Origin of the sequence: Paenibacillus sp. UNC217MF (assembly GCF_000686865.1) — a bacterium.
GTDB lineage: Bacteria > Bacillota > Bacilli > Paenibacillales > Paenibacillaceae > Paenibacillus_B > Paenibacillus_B suaedae.
Window position 1 is genome coordinate 814,488 of record NZ_KK366027.1, and the last position, 20,062, is coordinate 834,549.

Genomic DNA, 20,062 nt, shown 5'->3' on the forward strand with positions numbered 1-20,062 from the left:
ACAGGTTTTGCAGCAGCTCACCCACCATGCGCATGTTGGTTGAGAGTATCCTCAATAGGAAATGAGAAACCGCCGCAAGCGGTCAGGGCCTGCGGCGATGATTACAACTCCTCATCCGTCAAGTCCGGTTCCAAGTCGTCGAAGCTCTCATCCTGAACACTAAAGTCAAAATCCTTGTCTTCGAAATCATTGCACCCGTCCTTACAAACGAGAACACATACCTTTGTCTCTGCAACCATTTCCACAACGAATTCCCGCTCAACACGAATAGTCACACCACGTCCATGCGAAGATACACTCGCTTCAACGCAGTTCGGTTCCTGAACTGCTTCCGCAGATACCTCAACAGTGGAAGAACGATGCTTCGGATCAACATACGACAGCGGAACGAGATCTACATACGACACCGTTTCTTTCGCAACGTCAGTTTGGGAATTGTTGTCGTATGAATACCAGATGTTGATATCGTAAGTACCAATTACTTCAATGCCGTCTCCTGCCCGCACCGATTCATATTGATGGTTTATGAGCCAAGCCCCCAATATGCTTGTCGGATGATTAGGCGGAGAGACGGTATGTGTGACGACAGAGAACTTACGACCTTTGCCGCAGACTGCTTTCGTGATGATTTCCCGGCAGTGGTGTTTTTCTGTGTTTGCCATCCTGTGGACCTCCTCCATACAATCATTCAATTAAAGTGTATGCAGGACAGTCGTCTAGGGTGACAACAATTTTTTAAGAGTGAACGCATTTTTTGAGAGTCAACATATGCTGGCCTGACGCGGGTTACACGCCAAGTCGAAGTTGTTTCTTATCTCTTTTCGCTATCTTCAAATATTGTTGAAGCTCGCGAATTACTTGCAAGACGGCTGCACGCACTTCAAATTCTCCACGTGTAACAGGCAAATCCATTTGACGGAATACCTCGTCCAAATCATTCAGAAGCTGTTCTGTCTTGCCCGTATAATGCGGCTCCTTCACATCCTCGCTCAATTGATCGAATACATCTGCTACTAAATAGCACTGAGGGAATGATTGATACACTTGAGAGAGCAGCTGAAGGATTCCCTGCACATTTTCCAGCTGTGCCTTGCGCATGTAGAAATAAATCAGCCACTGCTCATCGGCATGAATATCATCCGTACGCATGAGTCGATTCTCCAAGGCCTTCGAGGCAATAAAGATTCCTTCATTAACTTTTTCATCCGCATCAATAATTTCGTGTCCATCCCATACATAGGTTGTATCCCTTAGATTGGAGCTAATTTGTGTGAAAATCAGGGAAAAGTAAGCATCGACTTCCTTCTTAATTCGGACAAGCTTATCCTCTTCATTCGGCATATACACCAGATTGACGACACTGGCTGCACCAAGTCCAATGGCCAGCAGAAGCACTTCGTTCAACACGCCATGCAGCGTTAAGGTTCCTGCGCCATAGATATGGAACACAACGACTGAGCTTGTTACGATTCCTTCCTTGAAATTAAGCTTAGCGATAATCGGGAATGCAACTAATATGTATAAAGCCAGCACCCATAGCTCGAAACCGAGAAGCCCGAACAATAATGAAGCTAGCAGCAAGCCGACAACCGATGCCAGAAATCGCGCCGACACGGTCTTTATGCTGCGCTTGCGGGTAACATCCACTCCTAATATAGCTAGCAAGCCCGCTCCTAGCGGATTCACTGCTCCTGCAAGGTTAGCAACGATTATCGCCAATATTGACGCGATCGCTGTCTTAATGACACGAATACCAACAAATCCGAACACCATGTGCGAGTACGCTCCTTCAATGAGACCCTTATGTAATGTTATCTTCTTATGATACATGTTCATTATATCGACTCGGATGACGTGTTGCAAAAAAAGGGGAATGCCATTCATTGGCATTCCCCTTTCACTCCATATACACTTCGGCAAACCACGAGAACATATAAAGATTACGTACGATTCACGATTTTCCGCTCTACGAACGCAACTGCTTTATACATTAGTGTAGCCACAATTGCGATAATGACAAGCGATGACATAACCAGTGTAAAATTAAACACTTGAAATCCATATATAATCAAATATCCAAGCCCCACCTTGGATACAAGAAATTCACCAACAATTACACCTACCCATGCAAGCCCGACATTCACCTTCAGCGTGGACACGATCGCAGGAAATGAGGCCGGCAGAACGACCTTGCGAAATATCGTCCGCTTCCCGCCCCCAAATACACGGACAACCTTGATGTAGTTTGGATCGACTTCCCGAAAGCTATTGTACACAACAATGGTTGTTATGATTACGGTGATGGATAAAGTGGTAGCCACAATGGCTGTAAATCCCGCTCCAAACCCGACGATGAACAAGGGGCCAAGCGCAACTTTCGGCATGCTGTTGAAGACAACCATGTACGGATCTAGCACTCGCGCAAGAAATTCTGACCACCAAATGAGCACGGCAAGCAGAGTGCCGAAAACAGTACCGAGTACAAAGCCTACAATCGTCTCACCTACTGTCATCCCTAAATGGGGCCAAATGGAACCGTTCATGACATCCTGCACAATTTGCGCGCCTACCTTGCTCGGATAACTGAATAACAGAACATCGATCCACCTCAGTCGGCCTGCTAGCTCCCAGAGCGCTATACAGGAGATTAGAATGATTAGCTGAGTCACCGTAACTGATGTTGACAGTGCACGTCTGCGTGCGCGATATTGCGCATAGGTCGATGCTACTAGCTCCTTCGTATTATCTGAGGGATGGGGTATGGGCGGTGAATCATCAAGATCCGAATGTCGGCTCATTGCTTTCCCTCCGATCTGACGCCTCAAGTTCCTTCCACAAGTCATGGAACAGATCATTGAATCCTTCCTGCTCACGTGCATAGAAGGGTTGGGAGTTGCGGATTGACTCTGGTATGACGAATGTTCGCCGAATGCTGCCTGGATCACGGTTCAACACAATCACCCGATCACTAACGGCTATTGCCTCTGACAGATCGTGGGTAACGAGAATGGCCGTCTTATTTCGTAGACGCAAAGTTTCCACGACCAAATCCTCCAATTGCAGCTTCGTCTGGTAATCCAAGGCAGAGAAGGGTTCATCCAGCAGCATAAGCTCCGGTTCCGTCGCAAGCGTCCTGACCAGTGCAACACGCTGCCTCATTCCACCGGACAGTTGATGAGGATACAGCTTCTCTGTCCCTTCGAGCCCCATTCCGTTAAGCAGTTGAACAACTCTCTCCTTCATCTCAGGGGTTAACTGTTTTGTCAATTCCAGCCCCATGCATGCATTGTCAAGAATCGATCTCCAAGGGAAGAGATAGTCCTGTTGAAGCATATAGCCGACATGAGATGAGGTACCGCTCACTCGCTGACCATTTACATTTACATATCCGTAGGTTGGCTTCATCAGGCCAGCGATAATGGATAGTATTGTCGTCTTTCCGCAGCCGCTCGGCCCAACCAGACTAACGAACTCGCCCGGCATGATGGAAGCGGTTAGTTCATTTACTGCCAGCTTCGCTTCTCGATCTGTCACATAGACATGAGTCACACGGGATAGCTCTACTGCAGGTATCATTGAGGCGCCTCCCTTCGAATGAGCGTTATGGGCATCCGTCATTTCACCAGCTTTATCGCTTTCTCGGCAAATTCATTCGTAACGATCTGCTCGTGATGTACACGAGATTTCAACTCCCCTGCCGAATCTAGCACATCCAGCAGATTGTTCCATTCCTGCTCATCCAGGACTGGATCTGCGGCATACGATTGTTGTTCCTTATACCGCTTAACCGCACTTGCGACAATATCCCGGTCAGCATCCTTGAAGAATGGCAGAATAACATCGGTAATCTCTTCAGCGGACTGCTTCTCTGCCCATTGCTGCGCTTTATAGATCGCATTCGTGAACTTCTGTACAGCATCCTTGTTCTTAGAGATATAGCTTTGCTTAGACATGAAGGCCGTATAAGGAAGCTTGCCGCTCTCTACACCGAATGAGGCGACAACAACCCCCTTGCCTTCTTTCTCAAAAATAGAAGCCTGCGGCTCGAATAGCTGTACATATTCGCCAGTCCCTGAAGCGAATGCTGACGCAATATTGGCGAAATCAATATTCTGAATGAGCTGCAGGTCTTTGTGTGGATCAATGCCATGCTTCTTCAGCGTAAATTCACCTGCCATCTGAGGCATTCCGCCCTTGCGCTGTCCGAGGAAAGTACTTCCCTTCAGTTGATCCCAATCGAAGCCGTCCTTTTTCTCACGGGCAACGAGGAACGTGCCATCTGTTTGCGTGAGCTGCGCAAAATTAATAACCGGATCCTCAGCCCCCTGCTGTGCAACATAGATGGACGTCTCTGAGCCAACAAGCGCTACATCAATTCCCCCTGAGAGCAGCGCTGTCATTGTCTTATCTCCGCCAGAAGTCGTCTGTAGATCAACGTCCAGTCCTTCCTCCTTGAAGAATCCCTTGCCAAGCGCCACATACTCAGGGGCATAGAATACAGAGCGCGTCACTTCTCCTACCTTGATCTTCACTAAATCACTGCTTGAACCACATCCACTAAGCACCAGCACAGCAAAAACTACGATGGCCAAGGTACCTATTCGCCACTTGTGTCTCATCCGATATCTGTCCTCCTTATCTGGAATGGGTATACCATGGAACCTGTTCGTACTCTTCTGAGTCAATCTGCTCGACCCATAATCGCGTAAACTCTTACCTAATTGAACCTGCCCTGTTGTTCGGTTATTGCATTGTATGCACCCATTACTGAAATGGTTATTCGCCCGACCCTAATCAAATGGCAACGCTTGAAAAAAGCTTATCCTCCATCGTTGCGATTGAGGTGCTCCCTGCCGCCGAATGAGTAGTATAAATCATAAAAAAACGCAGCCCCACCCGGGACTGCGTTCTACATTCAAAATTGATTCGGTTACATGCCGTAAACTTCATTCGTCTTCTTCGTCAAATAATCGACCAGATATTGCGGGTTCAATGCCTCTCCCGTTACCTTCATAATGATCTCGGATGGAGTCAAAAGCTTCCCGTATTGATACACTTGTTCCGTCAACCATTGCTTAATTGGCTCCAACTGGCCATTTTCAACGAGGGTCTCTAAGTTAGGAAGCGCGCTTTCCATCGTATGCATCATTTGAGCGGCATACATGTTGCCAAGGGAATACGATGGGAAGTAGCCGAATCCGCCGCCTGACCAGTGCACATCCTGCAAGACCCCTTCTCCAGCATGGCTCGGACGCACGCCCAAATAAGACTCATATTTCTCATTCCACACGCGAGGAAGCTCCTCAACAGGCAGATTCTCATTGAACAGCATCTTCTCGATCTCATAACGGATAATGATATGCAAATTGTACGTCACTTCATCTGCATCCGTACGGATTAAGGAAGGTTCTACCCGGTTAATTGCACGGTAGAAGGTATCAACATCCACTTCGTTCAATTGCTCTGGGAACAGACGCTGCAATTCCCCGTAGTAACGATTCCAGAACGGACGGCTGCGGCCGATCATGTTCTCCCAGAATCGGGATTGCGATTCGTGAATGCCCATCGATGTTCCGGTTGACAATGGAGTGCCATCGAATTCCTTAGTGATGTTCTGCTCATACAAGGCATGGCCACCTTCGTGCAAAGAACTGAATATCGCACTCGCCGCATCATCCTTCTTATAATGCGTCGTAATACGAACATCGCCTGAGTTCAACCCGATCATGAATGGGTGAACGCTCTCATCCAAGCGCCCTGCCTCGAAGTCGTAGCCCATTTCCTTCAGCAAATACAGGCTGATTTCCTTCTGCTGCTCAATTGCATAATCGCGATGCAGAAAATCATGAACCGGTTGTTCCCCTTTCTCCTGCACAGCATGCACAAGCGGCACAAGACCTTCTTTCAGTTTACCAAAGATGGCATCCAGCTTCTCCACCGTCATTCCTGGCTCATACATATCAAGCAGCGTGTCATAGCGCGTGTCCTTCACGCCCCAATAGTCGATCAATTGCTGCGTCTTCGCTACGATGTCACGCAAATACGGAGCGAACATTTCAAAATCAGCCTTTTCCTTCGCTTCCTCCCACATCGTCTCTGCATGCGAGGTTAATACGACATATTCTTGATACAGCTTGGGAGGAATTTTGCGGCTGCGGTTGTATTCCTTACGCGCATCTGTAACCATTTTACGATCTGCATCGGACAGTTCGCCGAATACATCAGCCTGCTCCAATGCATCTAAACATTCTCCCATCTCATCCGATACGGACAGCTTGAACATATCCTCGGACAATGCTCCGATTGTTTTAGAACGCTGTTCAGCCCCCTTGCGCGGAGCACCTGTACGCAGATCCCAATGCAAAATGCTTAATGCTTCACCATAACTTTTCAGTTTCGTTGTTATATCCCGAAATTTCTGCAAGATTGCCTCATTTTGCGCATTCATGCCTATTTCACCTCGAATTATGTATAGTCTTCCTTCTTGATGATACGCGGTGAAAACGATATAATCAACATTCGAAAGCGATTATGAATAACGATTCGTATTTTGGAATCATTGTTACATTTCTATTTGTACACTTACTCGAACATGTCAAGCCATAAAGGAGCAGATTCGATGTCAATTTGGATTCAAGTGACTGAAGCTGCCGAAGAGCAGCTCAAGCAGCGTCTCAGCTCCGCAGATGGCGGAATTATCAAGCTTGTACACGATACGGAAGGCTGCGGCTGCGCCGTCAACGGCGTGCCCGCCATATGGATCGCCCCGCAGGCTGACGCAGATGACGTGCAACTGCAAAGCAATGCCCCGCTTGACATCTACATGAACCGGCATCACATGGTGTTCTTTGATGAGAAATTGAACCTTGATGTATCGGGGACAGGCGGCTTTTACAAGCTGAGCAGTGCACAACAAATTTATTCAACACATGTCGCATGCAAGGATCGACGTGACAACAAGTGAAGCGTCAACATGCAAGGGAGGGAAAAACATGTCCAACATGTCCAACATTTTAGATTTCAACCGTGAATTCGTCGAGAAACGCGAATATGAACAGTACTTGACTGACAAATTCCCCGACAAGAAAATGGTCATTATCACATGCATGGATACTCGACTCGTCGAGCTCCTTCCAAAAGCAATGAATTTGCGAAATGGCGACGTAAAAATTATTAAAAACGCAGGTGCAATCATTTCACAGCCATTCGGAAGTGTTGTGCGCAGTGTGCTTGTCGCTATTTATGAACTGGAAGCCGATGAGGTTATCGTTATCGGACACTATGGCTGCGGGATGACTGGCTTGAACTCTCAACAAATTATCGACAAAGCCAAAAAGCGCGGCGTTGAAGATGTTGTTCTGGATACGCTGACGAACTCCGGCATTAAGCTGCACCACTGGCTGCGAGGCTTCAATGACGTCCATGAAGGGGTAATGAACAGCGTACAAGTGCTGCGCAAGCACCCGCTTCTTCCTTCTGACGTTCCTGTGCATGGCATGGTCATCCATCCAGATACGGGGGCATTGGAATGGGTTGCAGACGGATATCGCTTCTTGGAAGATAAGGATACCGAACCAGGGCATGGGCAGCATTCGCCCTCTGCTACTCGATAATCCCGTTACATAAACACGGGCAAAGCTCCTGTACCAGAACCAACTTGCGTTCTGATACAGGAGCTTTTTTGTTATTATTGTCAAATATCCCATATATGCTTGACCTACGAAAGAATGGACACCCAGTGACCCGAGGCAACCTCGACCAATCGGGAACGATCCAGCTGATACGGATCGGATTCCCCCAATTCTTCCATGAATGCACGTGGCTTCCGCATTTCGATCTGCGGATCTGGTACAGGAATTGCGGCTAATAATGACTTCGTATACGCATGCTGCGGGTTCGAATACAATACTTCGCTTTCTGCCAACTCTACGATTTTGCCGCGATACATCACAGCTACCCGATCACTAATATGCTTGACCATAGACAGGTCATGTGCAATGAACAAGTAGGTTAAGCCAAGACTTTGCTGAAGCTCCTGCATCAGCTGCACAATTTGGGCTTGTATCGATACATCAAGCGCTGATAGTGGTTCGTCACACACAATGAATTTCGGTTCTACCGCAAGCGCTCTAGCGATTCCGATGCGCTGACGCTGCCCTCCAGAAAATTCATGCGGATAACGCATAGCATGAGATGGCTCTAGCCCAACCATATCGAGCAGCTCCTCTACCCGCTTCTTCCGCTCTTGCTTGCTTGAGACCAATCGGTGAACATCCAGCGCTTCACCGATCAGATCGATAACCTTCCATCTCGGATTCAATGACGCGTACGGATCCTGAAAGATCATTTGCATATGCCTGCGAACGATTTTCATCTCCTGTGCTGACAATCGGTTTACCGACATGCCCTGATACAGCACATCACCGCCAGTCGGCTCATGCAGGCGCAATATCGCTCTTCCTGTCGTTGATTTGCCGCAGCCGGATTCGCCCACGACGCCAAGCGTCTCCCCCTCTTGGATATAGAAGCTAATATCGTTAACTGCCTTTACAATATTCCCTTTGCCCAAATCAAAATGCTGCTTCAGGGAACGAACCTCCAGCAATGGACGTTGATCAGCCGACCGAGGACGAACGAATGGGGCAGACTTCACCTTCTTCTCATGTAATCGGGGAAGCGCGTTCAATAATTTTAGCGTATATGGATGTTGTGGATTGGCGAATAGCTCTACGGTCGAGCCTTCCTCCACAATCTCTCCTTCCTTCATGACGAGCACACGATCACACATCCCTGCTACGACACCAAGGTCATGCGTAATGAGAATGATTGAAGTACCAAATTCTCTCTGCATATGCTTCATAACACTCAAGATCTGCGCCTGAATTGTTACATCCAGTGCAGTTGTCGGTTCATCTGCAATAAGGAGTGCCGGCCTGCAGGCAAGGGCGATAGCGATCATCACTCTTTGACGCATGCCGCCTGAGCATTCATGAGGATAGTGAGAATAACGCACTTCACTATTGCGGATCCCAACCATCTTCAACATGTTGATCGCTTCCGCCTTTGCCTGTGCAGCTGTCATATCCTGATGCTTGATCAAGCTCTCTGCAATTTGACTTCCAATGCTCATCGTGGGATTCAACGAAGTCATCGGATCTTGAAAAATCATCCCGATGTGACGTCCACGAACATTCTCCATGTCGGACTCTGAATAAATCGCCACGTCCACACCTAAGAAAATAATCGTACCACTCTGCTTTGATGCTATCGACGAAGGCAGCAGGCGCATGATGGATCGTGCAGTAACGCTCTTGCCACTCCCTGATTCGCCCACAATTCCGAGTGTCTCGCCTGGGTTGACCACAAAGCTTACGCCTCGAACCGCATGAATCTCTTGCTCCCGATTCTGAAATGCTACCGATAAATCCTGAACTTGAAGGATATGCTCCATGCCCGCTCTCCCGTCTATCATAGTGATGAATAGGTTTGCTAACAGTTCTTGACAAAACCTTGAAATAAAATATACTATATCCATCGGAATTATACAATTTAAAAGTGAAGGAGGTGCTTATACTACATGCAAATGGAATATACTGAAGCGCCTAAGCTTCCAAAATGGACAGAGACAATCAGCCACAACTATACAAAATTGAGCCTGAATCCAATCTATGCACGCCTTGCCATACTGCTCGGCTTGCCTGTCCACCTTGCGGCATACATTATCTATCAGGTTAAACGAAGGGATGATAACGTCCAAGCGGCACGAGATTTGGTCACGCAGGAACTCCTCGCTTCCGGTTACAAAGAGAAGCTTCAAGCCGACTTCGAGGATCAACTACGCTGCAAGCATCGCTTCTTCGGTGAGAACATAGACAATCTCCAGTTCAATCGCCAGGTTCACAAGTTGACTGAAGAACAATTCCGCCAAGCCGTACAAGAACATACCCTTAAGCAGCTTGACCAACGACTCCATAGACGCACTACCTACTCTGACACCTTTCAAGCCTTGCTTCGATACCCGCTGTTTATCATCTTGACCTTACTTCCCGGATTTCCGATGTATCTGCTTGTGCTCTTGTATCACAACGCATATCTCAAATACATATTTGAGCGATTGATGATGAGTCTGCTTGTAATTATCGGGGTCTCTATTGTCGTATTCACCATATTGAAGCTGTCCCCATTCCATCCTGCAGTTAATATTTTGGGAGAAACGGCGACAGCGGAGCAGATCGAGGCGTTCAATAAGATGCACGACTTGGATCAACCCTTTTTCATTCAACTGTGGAACACATTAAGAGGCATCGCCACATTTGATTTAGGCAGTTCATTTGCAGGCAACGAAGAAGTATCACCTGCCATCGCAGCCAAATTTCCAATTACGTTAACGCTAACAATTATTTCACTTGCACTTGCTCTCCTCATTGCACTGCCGATCGGCATCATTTCTGCAACACGACCTAATACATTGTTCGATTATACGTTCATCTTCATCGCATTGCTCGGTTTATCAATACCCAACTTTTGGCAGGGGCTGATCTTTATTCTCAACTTCTCCATCCATTTGAAATGGCTGCCTGCTACCTATAATCCGAATAATTTGCTGTCTGTCATTATGCCGGTCATTGTACTTGGAACAGGATTGACAGCATCCGTAGCCCGCATGACCCGCGCTTCTACTCTTGAGGTGATTCATGAGGACTACATAGTAACTGCTAGAGCGAAGGGGCTGCACAATCGGCAGGTACTGCTCCGGCATGCGGTAAGAAATGCCCTCATTCCGATTCTGACGGTTGTGGGATTGCAATTTGGAGCAATGCTTGGAGGAGCTGCAGTTACTGAAAAGGTGTTCAATATTAGCGGTATCGGCAGTTATATCATCGATAAGCAGTTCATTCCTGATATTCCCGCCATTATGGGAGGTGTTGTCTACACGGCGATTACGATATCACTGGTCAATTTAGCGGTGGATATTATGTACGCCTTCATTGACCCACGGATTCGTACCAAGATGAAACAATACTAAAGCAGGTGAATCATGAACAAATCACTAGACAAACGATGCGATAACACAAACCGACTGAAAACAAACAGAGGATATACGTACGCCAGCTTCGCGACCATCGTATCATCCTTATTGTCTCTACTCCTGCTGGTGAACAGTTATGATGTAACAAAACAAGCTGTACGGCATTATGTATTCACCGCTGCTGTCCTATATATCTTCTTCACCTTGCTTCAGTTGGGTGTCACGATCAAGATTAAGCATGATATCAGCAGAAGCGGCGACATCAGAACCTCTACGCGATCTGTCGGTTATCTGTTATTACTAAGCCTTCTCACTGGGAATGTATTTATTGCAGCCGCCTCCCTTCATTTGTTGAAAAGCAGAGCTTCGCTGCATTATTCATTAGCTGTATACATGCTGCTTACACAGTTCTTTGTTATCGGTGTCTCTGCTCTAAATCTTTTTAAGCCCTATGTGGCCGATACGTTCCCAGCGGCGATGCTGATCCTGCTCGTGATCGCCATTTTTCAACTCATAATCCTCATTCTAATAGCTTGCGGCATTATACAGAACCGAATACAGCCATGGATACGGATCGTTGCGATTCTACTCCTGTTCACAGCGATTACCGGGAATTTATTCGCTCTGCTGCTTGGAGTCATGCTGCTTCTGAACAATCGGTATGATGAGACTGGTGCGAAATGGAAGGAAGTATGGGAACGAATAACACGGAATGCAGCAGCCATGTCAGGGTTATTCTTTATCCTCTTCTTGTTCTCGATCTCGATTTGCAGCTTCTTCACCTTCGACTACAGCATCGCTGTGGAGAATGATTACAGTTCGATTCTGCAAACACCGAGCCTTACCTACCCGCTCGGCACCGACAACTTTGGCAGATGCCTATTTTCGAGAATTATATTTGGAGCTCGTATTTCACTCATTGTCGGAATCATTTCCACAGCAATCCCTGTCATTGTGGGCGGTGTGCTCGGCGCCATCTCCGGCTTCTATGGACGCCGGACGGACAATATCATTATGCGGCTGCTCGATGTACTCTACGCTATTCCAGGGATATTGCTTGCCATCGCCATCATCGCGGCATTCGGCGCCAACACGATCAATCTCATTGCTGCACTAAGCATCGGATCAATTCCGAGCTATGCCCGCACGATGAGAGCTAGCGTCATGGTCGTAGCTACATATGAATACGTAGAAGCAGCTAGGGCCCTTGGTCAACGGAAGTTGGCAATTATATTCCAGCATATTGTACCGAATTCACTTGCCCCGATGATTGTGAAGTCGACACTTACAATCGGTGGCGCAGTTATTTCAACAAGCAGCTTAAGTTATTTAGGACTTGGCGTTGAGCCGCATATCCCAGAATGGGGCAACATTTTGAAGCTTGGCAGCACTTATCTTGAGTCGCATTCATATCTCGCTATCTACCCAGGCATTGCTATCATCGCACTTGTATTGTCCTTTAACTTCCTTGGCGATGGAATACGAGATGCACTAGATCCGAAAATGCACTAAGGGAATGCGATTATTTGGCCTAATATAGGCAAAAATGTCCGCAAGTCATGCTGCAAAAATATGCGCACGAACAAAGAAGTCAGAATCATAAATACGAAATTATGGGAGGGAACTCATATGCTATCCAAAAGCAAGTTCTTCATCTTACTATTGTCTGTACTCGTGTTAGTAAGCGGATGCTCGGTAAGTACGAAATCCGATACCGTTGGCAAAGAGCCTGCCAAGAGCGCTGAAAATAAACCGCAAACAGAAACAGGAGCACCAGTGACCATCGAACTGCTGGGCATGAGCACTGGCGAATCCGATCTTAACATCATTCGTGATCAACTAACCAAAAATGGCTTCAACGTGAAGCTGAACTTGCAGCCGGATTACGGCAGCTTCAAGGCTCAGAAGGAAGCTGGCAACTATGATATCGCACTGTCAGGCTGGACCACCGTAACGGGAAATCCTGATTATGCCGTACGTTCCCTATTCAAATCAGGAGGAGACTACAGTATCCTCGCTGATCCGGAAATCGATGCATTGATCGACAAAGCGGCCTCACAGACCCCTGCGGAGTTTATCGAGACATACAAGCAATTGGAGCAGCGGCTCGTGTTTGATCAAGCTTATATTGCGCCCTTATATATTTCGTTAAAGAGCCAAGCTTACAATAAAGACCTGCTGAATGGAGATTCCGTGAGATTGTCCAAGTCTCGTTCCTTTGCCTGGGAGGATGTAGACTTTAAGGATACGTCCAAGCGTCAAGCAACTCCTCTCATTTTGGCGCAAGGATCTTCAACGCTGACCTCCCTTGATCCGATTAAAGGCAATGATGGATCGATCAACATGATCAATACGAATATGTATGTACGTCTCATTAATCTGACCGATGATGACCGCATCACTTCAGACGGTTCCTTGTCCTACAATCACGCAATTGCTGAAGGCAACTCGGATTATTACTTTATTTTGAGAGATGATATCCATTTTGCCAAAATTGAGAACAAGCTTGCTGTTGATACCGGCGAGCGCGTTGGAGCTGACGATGTTGTATTTTCCCTGAATCGGGCAAAGGATAAGAACTCTGTTCCCGATCATCGCACGTACAGCCTGCATGAGCATATTAAGTCCGTTGAGATTGTCTCAGATTTGAAGGAGCTGGTAACTGCGAAGCTCTCAGGAGGCAGTGACACAATTAAGACTGTGCTAGAGCAAGGACTTGAAAACAAGATTTCCTCACTTGTCACGAATAAAAATGATGCGAACAGCAAGACCGGCAAATATCAAGTTATCAAATTGACAACAACTGAACCTTTCCCTCAAGTATTAAATTATTTGGCCCATCAGTCGGCAGGAATCGTATCGAAGCAGCAGGTAGAGCGCATCAATACATACGATGTAGCGAAGTTCGATGTGAACAAGGACATTCCATATGGAGATCAGAATACAGTTACGGAAGGAAACAAATACAATAACGTACTGGTTACGAGCGGACCATATATCTTGTCCTATAAAAATGATTATGAAGCGATTCTATACAAAAATCCGGGTTACTTGAGAGGCACAAAGCATGAACCGAAAATCAATAAAGTCATTTTGCGCTTCATAAAGGATGCTGACAGCCAATTGGCCGCACTTCGAAGCGGTGAAATCTATGTCAACTATGGAGTGCCTGAAACAAAATTTGACCTTGTGAAAAATGACAGCAAGCTGTCCTTGCAAAGCATTGAGAGCAATGCAGTATCTTACCTGCTCTTCAACACAGCGAATCGAGAAGTAGCCAAGAGTGCAGACCTGCGAAAAGCAGTTCTATACTCTATCAACCAAGAAGACTTCTTGAAATTCTACAATAACCATATCTTCAAGGCAGCCTCGACGGTCAGCCCAATCGTAAAGACCGGGAATGAACTGAAGGCAGATCCTGAGAAGGTAAAGGAATTCTTAGACAAGTATCGAGTAGCGTCCAAATCCTAAATATCAATTCGAATGCAGCAAGGCTCTATGCCCTCCCCTTGTAAGAGACACAGAGCCTTGTTCGATCTCTGAACGGTACCATACTGCGTGTTCGTGTTTGCGGTGTCGTCCATCAAAAAAAGACCACTCACAAGAGCGGTCTACAAGATTATCAAATTATTAGGAAATGAGGTCATTCTGCATTACTGTATAAATAGACATGTTTGTAGTAAAGATGTTATATTCGTTCTGATTGACGGACTAAGCTTCCAGGATTCACACCATATTTGCGGCGGAAAGCTTCCGAGAAATAACTGGCATTCGAGTAACCCACTTCATAAGCGGCCTCCGTCACATTCAGCTTGCCCTGCTGCAGCAGAAACAGTGCTCTCTCCAGCCGCTTCTCTCGTAAATAGCCGAATACAGTTGCTCCGTACATTTCTTTAAAGCTCTTTTTCAGCTTGAAATCATTCAAGCCCACCATGCGAGACAACTCTAGCAATGAGGGCGGATCTGACATTTGCTGCACCATAATTTCTCTCGCCTGCTTAACCTTCTGCATATCCGTTCTACTCATCTTCTTCGTATGAGATGTTCTGGGATTCGAGAAGAACAGTTGGAAGGCTTCCTCTAATAACTCCATAGCACGGCATTCCAATTCAATATTTCGAGTACTGGACATCAAGGATGCTTCAAGCAGCTGATGCAAACGTAAGGTTGCATCAGGCGTAATCCGTTCATATTCACACCCATAATCTTGGCTGCCAAGTAGCTGCGAGAAATCCACCCTTCTCGTCCCATCACCTTCCTCCATAAAGTGATGAAAAGTGTGAATCGGAATACCAATACTGACCATATGGTACGTCGTATTGCCAGTAAACTCAAACCTCGCATCTGCTTGTTTAATCAATTGCAGGGAGCATATTCCTGGGATGATTTCATTTCGCTCACCAGCTATGCTCACTTCCCTAGTCCCCTGCAAGCAATACTGCAGTTCAACCATCGCTGCCTCCGTTTGCAGCGATATGGTTCGCTCACGGTTCATCGTATAATTCGAGACAATAACTTCAATATCGGTACGCGGAATAAATCTTCGAATCGTTCCCTCACCTATGTGAGAAGGGAGCAGTAATTGTTCGTTGCGGTTCGAATCCATCCGCTTTATTTCAAGTCCGTCAAAAAATCGATTGAAATTATGATGAAAGTCGATTTGGCTCATCCCTGTACGATCTCCATGTTAAGATGTAATCATCTACTCAACAACAAACACCTAAGCCTTGTAAACGGCCGCTTCAAAAGTTCGCTTAAGCATTCCCGTATCCAAATGCTCACCGATAACGACAAGCACATCCTTCACCTTGCCTTGAGGCGCTATCGGAATAAATTCAGATTGACGATATGCAAATTGGAACATATAACGCTTCGTCGTATCAGTAAAGCTTACAATCCCTTTAGCACGATACACATTTGAAGGCAGCGTGGACAGCCAATTTTCAAATCGTTCACTGTCCACCGGCTCAGACAATGGATGCGTCCACGCTGTGACGAAATCATGAGCATGTGAATGAGAATGATGGTGTGAATCCTTCTTCGCATGCTCCACATGGAGATGATCATGACCATGCTGCACATGTGTATTATTCGTATTTTCGCTGGATTGTACATCATCTTCAACAAGCAATAACGATCCTCCTGCATGTACACAGCTCTGAATCCACAGCTCTCGTTCGACGACGGCATGATCAGTAATGACAAGGCTAGTGTGTGCATTCCATTGCTTCACATGCTGCTGTACTTTATCGAGCTGTTCAGCTGTTGCCAAATCAGATTTATTTAATAGGATTGTGTTTGCTGCTCGTACCTGTTCTTCCAGCAATCGCATCATCTTGCGGTTCGCTTTCTGGATGGCAGTCTCATCATCTAGCAGGTCTCCTAGATGTTTGGCATCGACAACCGTGACGATGTTAGTCAACACAATATCTGAATACAGAGAAACTTCGGTAATAGACTCGACCAGTTCCATCGGCTCTGCTATTCCCGTACATTCTACATAGATGACATCCGGCTGTTCTTCCTGTACAAGCTCATACAGCTTGGTGCTGAAGTCGCCGCGGAACGAACAGCATATGCAGCCACCGAGCATTTCCTTCATCGCCACTTCAGGCGGCAACTGCTGACCGTCCAAATTCACTTCACCAACTTCATTCATAATGACAGCAGGTGTTAGATTCTCTTCCGTGCTCCACTGCAGCCACTGCTTCAACAATGTCGTCTTACCCGTTCCTAAAAAGCCAGATAATATAATAACCGGTATAGCCCGGTCTCGATTTTGATTTTGTTGTGATGTTCGCATTGACAATAACCCCGTTTCCTAATCATGCTTGCTCTCTCATCATACCCTCATGCTCTATGCGAAGCAACCATGCCACTTACGGGATCTATCCACATCCGATATGAGGGAAATAATAACTGCTGAGATCTTTCAAATCACACTTGATATTATGTATATTCTTACATATAATGGGGATTGTATCATTTGCATTCTTGCTATGGTTACAAGTTGAATGAAGTAGAAACGACAGAAGGGGTACATTGAAAGAAAGAGGAGGTGTTAGGGTTGCTGAATACATTGTCATACGGATTGCTAGGCCTTCTAGCTAGCGATTCCTGTTCTGGTTATGATCTTATGCTCCGTATCCAGCCGTTTTGGCCAGCGAAGCACAGCCAGATCTATCCGTTATTGGCAAAGCTCGAACGAGAGGGCTTGGTTCAATTTGTGCGAATTGAACAGCGGGACAAACCCGACAAGAAGGTCTATTCCATTACTGAACAAGGGAAGTCTGTTGTATTGGATTGGCTGGGCGAACCTCCTGCGGAGCAAATGACACGTGATGAGCTCAGCTTAAAAACAAAGTGCATTTGGATGACCGAGAAAGAAATCACGATTCCATTATTCCTAACCCGAATGAAACAACTGGAGACCAAAACGGCTTATTTTGAGAAATTGCTTGATCGCATCTCTGAGGAAGATCGCCATATTCGATCCAAGCATTTCGGCGACTATATCCTGCTTCATCGTGCAATTTCTCTTGCTGCCGCCCAAATTGAATGGTGCCGCTGGGTTGTTCAAATGTTAGAACAAGAGGATTCTGATTCATAAACATCTGGTTCCCGTCCGTGTCTTGGTATCTACAGACGGGATCCTTATTTTCCTGATCGTGTCGACTTTCTATTGGTGGTTCTAGCCTTGAATGCTTGCTGCCTCGCTTCGATGACGTCTGTCCGATCGCGCAGCAGGTGCTTGTCTCTAACCGCTGCAATTGATTGACTGCCATTCATACACCAAGTCCATCCCTTATCCGCACAAGATTGGATACATAATTCAAGCAGATATTGATCCTCTATTGGAAAGTTCCACTCCGAGTATGTGGAAGCTGCGTTTGTCATCTTGTTCTCATCTGTGAGTAATGCTACCCGTTCCTTCAATTCATGCTTCAGGGTCTCACCATTAATTCCAAGCGCCCCCCAGTCGATCGCTTCCGCATGTCCAAGTGCACTTGATAACATTTTCAATGTCCCTGCCACATTACCTCGGCGCTCGTGATAGAGGCCTACAGCAATTTGTACAAGAGCAAGCCACTGACGTTTCCGTTCCGCAGAGGGCTCCTCTTTCCAATACTCTTCCATAATTTCATGACATTCGAACCAGTCTCTTGGCCCATGGAAATGTGCCAAATATTCAATATACGCTTTTGGATATCGCATCGTATTCCTCCTACTATAAAAACAGTCCTCGTTGCAATGAACTTAATTTCGTTTATTGTATCAATTTCAATATTTATTTGAAACCTCTTTTTACTCGAACACGTATTATTACTTGTCAACAAATATTACATCAATAGGGAGGCAATTCATGCGTAATAAATGGATCATGGTCGTTATGGCATTCTTCCTTATCTTCGCGGTAACAACACCGACGGTGATAGACGTGGCTGATGCCAAGCGCGGAGGTTCATTCCGCTCAGGAGTTCAGAAGTACAAGCCAGCTCCAAACAAGTCTACGAATCAGGTGAATCGTACGGACAACACCAATAAGAGCAATACATCAAGCACAGCACCGACACAGCAACGTGGATTTTTCAGTGGCGGCGGCCTAATGAAAGGCTTAATGATTGGTGGATTAGCTGGAATGTTGTTCGGCAGCATGTTCGGCAATCTTGGATTTCTGGGAGACATCCTTGGGCTTATGATCAACGTAATGGCAATATTCCTTCTCATCAGCCTTGTTATGATGGTAGTGAAGAGGTTCAGAAATAAACGCAACCCATCTACACCAGGTCCTGGGCGGTGGAATTAATGCAATTTCGTCTCTCTATGGACGAACTCATTAATGCTGTATGCCTTCACATCGCGATGCGCAAGCAGGTTCGACCCGAAGATGTAAATGTTGAGCTGTGCTGGGATGAAGAGCATGGATTCACAGCAGAAGTATGGGTGCATGATCGCTCCCAATACTTGATTGAGTCCAATCTGCTGGAAGCCATTGAACAGTACATGAGCAAGGAATACGGACAACGTGTATTCCGTCATCAGATTAAGCTTGACGTGGATGAGGAAATGTGGGCAGATATCGATACAAACCTATAATATAAGATGCAGCTATAAATAGAGCGGCAGCCCTTGAGTCATACGATGATGCATCGTTGGCCCAAGAGGCTGCCTTTTTTTCGTATCAAACAAAGAGCAGGAAGGATATTCGACTCTCAGTTAATTCGAAATGATAGTGACTCCTCCACTTGCATAACCTGCAATCGAAATTGGCTCTGTCAATCCAGTAGTCGTAACGGAGAATACCAAAAGCAAGCGAGTTTGAGGTGGGACTACGATATTCAATCCCGACAGCAACCCATTTACGTGTTCACCTAACGTAATAACTCCCGTCAATGATGGCTGCAGATCTACTAACGTTCCTGCTATTGGTGTAAAGATATTATCTGGCACAGTGGATTGCCAGAGTTGAGCATGAATCGTTAACGTTTGATTAACCCCACCCAAGCAGTCTAAGCAGAGCCCTGAAGTAACACTAAAGTATGCAGCTATACATTTAATGGTTCCTCCACATGGAACTGTAAATGCAAGATTTAAAGGTATCCCAGGTCCTCCGGTAAGGTCTATCGTAGGTCCAAGTACCGAAGGAGTTTGTGCGCTGTTGCCGAATCCAATGAGACCACCAATACCCGCTACTCCACAGAAACCAGTCGTTAGCAATATTGGTAAGAACGACGCAAATGGAATAATAGAAGGTGCCGCTGGACCAGTTGCTCCGGTAACTCCTGCTCCGGTGGCTCCTGTAGCTCCCGTGGCTCCGGTTACCCCGGCTACTCCGGTTGCTCCCGTTGCACCTGTGGCTCCGGTTGCCCCTGCTCCTGTTGCTCCTGTTGCACCCGTTGCTCCCGTGACTCCTGCTCCGGTTGCTCCTGTTGCTCCGATGGCGCCGGTTGCTCCTGTCGCACCTGTTGCTCCCGTGGCTCCTGCTCCTGTTGCTCCTGTTGCTCCTGTCGCTCCGATGGCGCCGGTCGCTCC

At 46.5% G+C, this 20,062-nt stretch carries 19 protein-coding genes; 8 read left to right on the top strand and 11 right to left on the bottom strand.

The window, feature by feature from the left end; translation table 11 throughout:
• Positions 1 to 101 precede the first annotated feature (101 nt).
• The 6 genes from BP95_RS0119635 to BP95_RS0119660 all read right to left on the bottom strand — a co-directional run bounded on the left by BP95_RS0119635 (position 102) and on the right by BP95_RS0119660 (position 6,448).
• Positions 102 to 662: an outer spore coat protein CotE gene (locus BP95_RS0119635; protein ID WP_021253939.1), complete on the bottom strand. Its 561-nt coding sequence runs from the start codon at positions 660 to 662 to the stop codon at positions 102 to 104.
• A 124-nt stretch (positions 663 to 786) separates the two neighbouring features.
• Complete coding sequence (locus BP95_RS0119640; protein WP_028533063.1) at positions 787 to 1,773, bottom strand: aromatic acid exporter family protein; 987 nt, start codon at positions 1,771 to 1,773, stop codon at positions 787 to 789.
• A gap of 167 nt (positions 1,774 to 1,940) precedes the next feature.
• Positions 1,941 to 2,798, bottom strand: a complete 858-nt coding sequence (locus BP95_RS0119645) for an ABC transporter permease (protein ID WP_021253941.1) — start codon at positions 2,796 to 2,798, stop codon at positions 1,941 to 1,943.
• Entirely contained in the window at positions 2,776 to 3,576 is an 801-nt protein-coding gene (locus BP95_RS0119650; RefSeq protein WP_021253942.1) for an ABC transporter ATP-binding protein, read from the bottom strand. Before BP95_RS0119650 ends, BP95_RS0119645 begins: the two co-directional genes overlap by 23 nt.
• 38 nt (positions 3,577 to 3,614) lie before the next feature.
• Complete coding sequence (locus tag BP95_RS0119655) at positions 3,615 to 4,619, bottom strand: ABC transporter substrate-binding protein (protein WP_021253943.1); 1,005 nt, start codon at positions 4,617 to 4,619, stop codon at positions 3,615 to 3,617.
• A 311-nt stretch (positions 4,620 to 4,930) separates the two neighbouring features.
• Positions 4,931 to 6,448, bottom strand: a complete 1,518-nt coding sequence (locus BP95_RS0119660) for a carboxypeptidase M32 (RefSeq protein ID WP_021253944.1) — start codon at positions 6,446 to 6,448, stop codon at positions 4,931 to 4,933.
• 171 nt (positions 6,449 to 6,619) lie between these two features.
• Between BP95_RS0119660 and BP95_RS0119665 the strand changes: the two genes are divergently transcribed.
• Both BP95_RS0119665 and BP95_RS0119670 read left to right on the top strand, forming a co-directional pair.
• The gene (locus BP95_RS0119665; protein ID WP_021253945.1) at positions 6,620 to 6,964 is read left to right on the top strand and encodes an iron-sulfur cluster biosynthesis family protein; all 345 of its coding nucleotides are present in this window, start codon (positions 6,620 to 6,622) and stop codon (positions 6,962 to 6,964) included.
• 28 nt (positions 6,965 to 6,992) lie between these two features.
• Complete coding sequence (locus tag BP95_RS0119670) at positions 6,993 to 7,613, top strand: beta-class carbonic anhydrase (protein ID WP_021253946.1); 621 nt, start codon at positions 6,993 to 6,995, stop codon at positions 7,611 to 7,613.
• Between the two features lie 104 nt (positions 7,614 to 7,717).
• Here the strand turns inward: BP95_RS0119670 and BP95_RS0119675 are convergent, their stop codons facing one another.
• Entirely contained in the window at positions 7,718 to 9,451 is a 1,734-nt protein-coding gene (locus BP95_RS0119675) for an ABC transporter ATP-binding protein (protein WP_021253947.1), read from the bottom strand.
• Between the two features lie 132 nt (positions 9,452 to 9,583).
• On the opposite strand from BP95_RS0119675, the gene BP95_RS0119680 reads away from it, so the two are divergent.
• From BP95_RS0119680 to BP95_RS0119690, 3 genes are all read left to right on the top strand, one after another.
• Positions 9,584 to 11,026, top strand: a complete 1,443-nt coding sequence (locus tag BP95_RS0119680; RefSeq protein ID WP_028533065.1) for an ABC transporter permease — start codon at positions 9,584 to 9,586, stop codon at positions 11,024 to 11,026.
• 12 nt (positions 11,027 to 11,038) lie between these two features.
• On the top strand, positions 11,039 to 12,541 hold the full coding sequence (locus BP95_RS0119685) for an ABC transporter permease (RefSeq protein WP_021253949.1): 1,503 nt from the start codon (positions 11,039 to 11,041) through the stop codon (positions 12,539 to 12,541).
• Positions 12,542 to 12,658: 117 nt separating this feature from the next.
• Positions 12,659 to 14,500, top strand: coding sequence for an ABC transporter substrate-binding protein (locus BP95_RS0119690; protein ID WP_021253950.1), 1,842 nt, complete (start codon positions 12,659 to 12,661; stop codon positions 14,498 to 14,500).
• A 217-nt stretch (positions 14,501 to 14,717) separates the two neighbouring features.
• Here BP95_RS0119690 and BP95_RS0119695 read toward each other — a convergent pair whose 3' ends face one another.
• On the bottom strand, positions 14,718 to 15,698 hold the full coding sequence (locus tag BP95_RS0119695; RefSeq protein ID WP_021253951.1) for an AraC family transcriptional regulator: 981 nt from the start codon (positions 15,696 to 15,698) through the stop codon (positions 14,718 to 14,720).
• Between the two features lie 51 nt (positions 15,699 to 15,749).
• Positions 15,750 to 16,832 (bottom strand): CobW family GTP-binding protein, encoded by a 1,083-nt coding sequence (locus BP95_RS0119700; protein WP_036667298.1) that lies wholly within the window; start codon positions 16,830 to 16,832, stop codon positions 15,750 to 15,752.
• 264 nt (positions 16,833 to 17,096) lie between these two features.
• On the opposite strand from BP95_RS0119700, the gene BP95_RS0119705 reads away from it, so the two are divergent.
• Positions 17,097 to 17,639 carry a PadR family transcriptional regulator gene (locus tag BP95_RS0119705; protein ID WP_021253953.1) on the top strand — a complete coding sequence of 181 codons (543 nt, stop codon included), beginning with the start codon at positions 17,097 to 17,099 and terminating at the stop codon, positions 17,637 to 17,639.
• 44 nt (positions 17,640 to 17,683) lie between these two features.
• On the opposite strand, the gene BP95_RS0119710 is transcribed toward BP95_RS0119705, so the two are convergent.
• Positions 17,684 to 18,244: a DUF309 domain-containing protein gene (locus BP95_RS0119710; protein WP_021253954.1), complete on the bottom strand. Its 561-nt coding sequence runs from the start codon at positions 18,242 to 18,244 to the stop codon at positions 17,684 to 17,686.
• 148 nt (positions 18,245 to 18,392) lie between these two features.
• Here BP95_RS0119710 and BP95_RS0119715 point away from each other — a divergent pair, with 148 nt between their 5' ends.
• On the top strand, positions 18,393 to 18,836 hold the full coding sequence (locus BP95_RS0119715; RefSeq protein WP_021253955.1) for an import inner membrane translocase subunit Tim44: 444 nt from the start codon (positions 18,393 to 18,395) through the stop codon (positions 18,834 to 18,836).
• On the top strand, positions 18,836 to 19,126 hold the full coding sequence (locus BP95_RS0119720) for a YxcD family protein (RefSeq protein ID WP_021253956.1): 291 nt from the start codon (positions 18,836 to 18,838) through the stop codon (positions 19,124 to 19,126). The genes BP95_RS0119715 and BP95_RS0119720 overlap by 1 nt, the downstream gene beginning before the upstream one ends.
• Before the next feature lie 120 nt (positions 19,127 to 19,246).
• Here the strand turns inward: BP95_RS0119720 and BP95_RS30995 are convergent.
• Positions 19,247 to 20,062 (bottom strand): exosporium glycoprotein BclB-related protein (locus BP95_RS30995; protein ID WP_036667301.1); only part of this gene is annotated, 816 nt, incomplete at its 5' end.

Excerpts from the sequence above, each read along its gene's own strand:
- BP95_RS0119655 (WP_021253943.1), bottom strand. The coding sequence starts at position 4,619 with ATGAGACACAAGTGGCGAATAGGTACCTTGGCCATCGTAGTTTTTGCT.
- BP95_RS0119675 (WP_021253947.1), bottom strand. The coding sequence starts at position 9,451 with ATGGAGCATATCCTTCAAGTTCAGGATTTATCGGTAGCATTTCAGAAT.
- BP95_RS0119690 (WP_021253950.1), top strand. The coding sequence starts at position 12,659 with ATGCTATCCAAAAGCAAGTTCTTCATCTTACTATTGTCTGTACTCGTG.
- BP95_RS0119660 (WP_021253944.1), bottom strand. The coding sequence starts at position 6,448 with ATGAATGCGCAAAATGAGGCAATCTTGCAGAAATTTCGGGATATAACA.
- BP95_RS0119670 (WP_021253946.1), top strand. The coding sequence starts at position 6,993 with ATGTCCAACATGTCCAACATTTTAGATTTCAACCGTGAATTCGTCGAG.
- BP95_RS0119640 (WP_028533063.1), bottom strand. The coding sequence starts at position 1,773 with ATGGTGTTCGGATTTGTTGGTATTCGTGTCATTAAGACAGCGATCGCG.
- BP95_RS0119680 (WP_028533065.1), top strand. The coding sequence starts at position 9,584 with ATGGAATATACTGAAGCGCCTAAGCTTCCAAAATGGACAGAGACAATC.
- BP95_RS0119695 (WP_021253951.1), bottom strand. The coding sequence starts at position 15,698 with ATGAGCCAAATCGACTTTCATCATAATTTCAATCGATTTTTTGACGGA.
- BP95_RS0119635 (WP_021253939.1), bottom strand. The coding sequence starts at position 662 with ATGGCAAACACAGAAAAACACCACTGCCGGGAAATCATCACGAAAGCA.
- BP95_RS0119665 (WP_021253945.1), top strand. The coding sequence starts at position 6,620 with ATGTCAATTTGGATTCAAGTGACTGAAGCTGCCGAAGAGCAGCTCAAG.
- BP95_RS0119710 (WP_021253954.1), bottom strand. The coding sequence starts at position 18,244 with ATGCGATATCCAAAAGCGTATATTGAATATTTGGCACATTTCCATGGG.
- BP95_RS0119650 (WP_021253942.1), bottom strand. The coding sequence starts at position 3,576 with ATGATACCTGCAGTAGAGCTATCCCGTGTGACTCATGTCTATGTGACA.
- BP95_RS0119720 (WP_021253956.1), top strand. The coding sequence starts at position 18,836 with ATGCAATTTCGTCTCTCTATGGACGAACTCATTAATGCTGTATGCCTT.
- BP95_RS0119715 (WP_021253955.1), top strand. The coding sequence starts at position 18,393 with ATGCGTAATAAATGGATCATGGTCGTTATGGCATTCTTCCTTATCTTC.
- BP95_RS0119685 (WP_021253949.1), top strand. The coding sequence starts at position 11,039 with ATGAACAAATCACTAGACAAACGATGCGATAACACAAACCGACTGAAA.
- BP95_RS0119700 (WP_036667298.1), bottom strand. The coding sequence starts at position 16,832 with ATGCGAACATCACAACAAAATCAAAATCGAGACCGGGCTATACCGGTT.
- BP95_RS0119645 (WP_021253941.1), bottom strand. The coding sequence starts at position 2,798 with ATGAGCCGACATTCGGATCTTGATGATTCACCGCCCATACCCCATCCC.